1 protein-coding gene is annotated in these 253 nt (G+C 53.8%); it reads right to left on the reverse strand.

The genetic code is table 11. The features are described from left to right. The coding region (locus tag AAEZ02_RS23025) for a hypothetical protein (RefSeq protein WP_351125471.1) at nucleotides 1-206 on the reverse strand (206 nt) is incomplete at its 3' end. Nucleotides 207-253 lie beyond the last annotated feature (47 nt).

Genomic DNA, 253 nt, shown 5'->3' on the forward strand with positions numbered 1-253 from the left:
TCCCCCACCGCCGCCCACCCCGATCTCCACCCAGCTGGGTTGGGAGGCAGCGTAAGATGGTTATAAGAGACATCTTGAGGGCTGTCTTCTGCAATGGTGCGCGTTTCATTGTTATCAGTGAAATCATCGTTCACGGGCGTGACCGTTAAGCTCAATGTTGAGGTGTCATTGGCGCCAGAGCCCTCGGTTAACACATACGTGATCACCGGCACCGTGCCGTTGTACTTAGCCACTGGGGTAAACGTATATACAA

The sequence above is a fragment of the Shewanella sp. T24-MNA-CIBAN-0130 genome (assembly GCF_040310185.1).
Taxonomy (GTDB): domain Bacteria; phylum Pseudomonadota; class Gammaproteobacteria; order Enterobacterales; family Shewanellaceae; genus Shewanella; species Shewanella psychromarinicola.